The sequence below is a fragment of the Nonomuraea composti genome, assembly GCF_012034275.1.
GTDB classification, from domain to species: domain Bacteria; phylum Actinomycetota; class Actinomycetes; order Streptosporangiales; family Streptosporangiaceae; genus Nonomuraea; species Nonomuraea composti.
This window is the reverse complement of the sequence record NZ_JAATEP010000183.1, coordinates 1-262: the sequence shown is the minus strand read 5'-3', so window position 1 is coordinate 262 and position 262 is coordinate 1. Positions and strand designations below refer to the sequence as shown.

1 protein-coding gene is annotated in these 262 nt (G+C 67.2%); it reads left to right on the top strand.

What is annotated here, in order from left to right; genetic code table 11:
* Positions 1-44 precede the first annotated feature (44 nt).
* A partial coding sequence (locus tag HCN51_RS57905) for a hypothetical protein (RefSeq protein ID WP_168022249.1) occupies positions 45-262 on the top strand: 218 nt, incomplete at its 3' end.

Here is a 262-nt window from a genome sequence, read left to right as displayed (position 1 = left end):
ACCACTACGCCGCCCGCACCGCGGCTCCGAACAAGCTCACCAAGATGACCCTGCCGTCGGGGCGGGTACACGCGGTCAACACCTACGACGACAAGACCGACCGCATCGCCACCCACACCGACGCCGACGGCGGCACCTGGAAGATCGGCACGGTCGGGATCGAGCAACAGTCCGGCGAAGCCGAGGTGACGGTCACCGACCCGGACAACAAGCCGCTCAAGTACCTGTATGACGCATGGCGCGGCTATCGGATCCGCGGCGC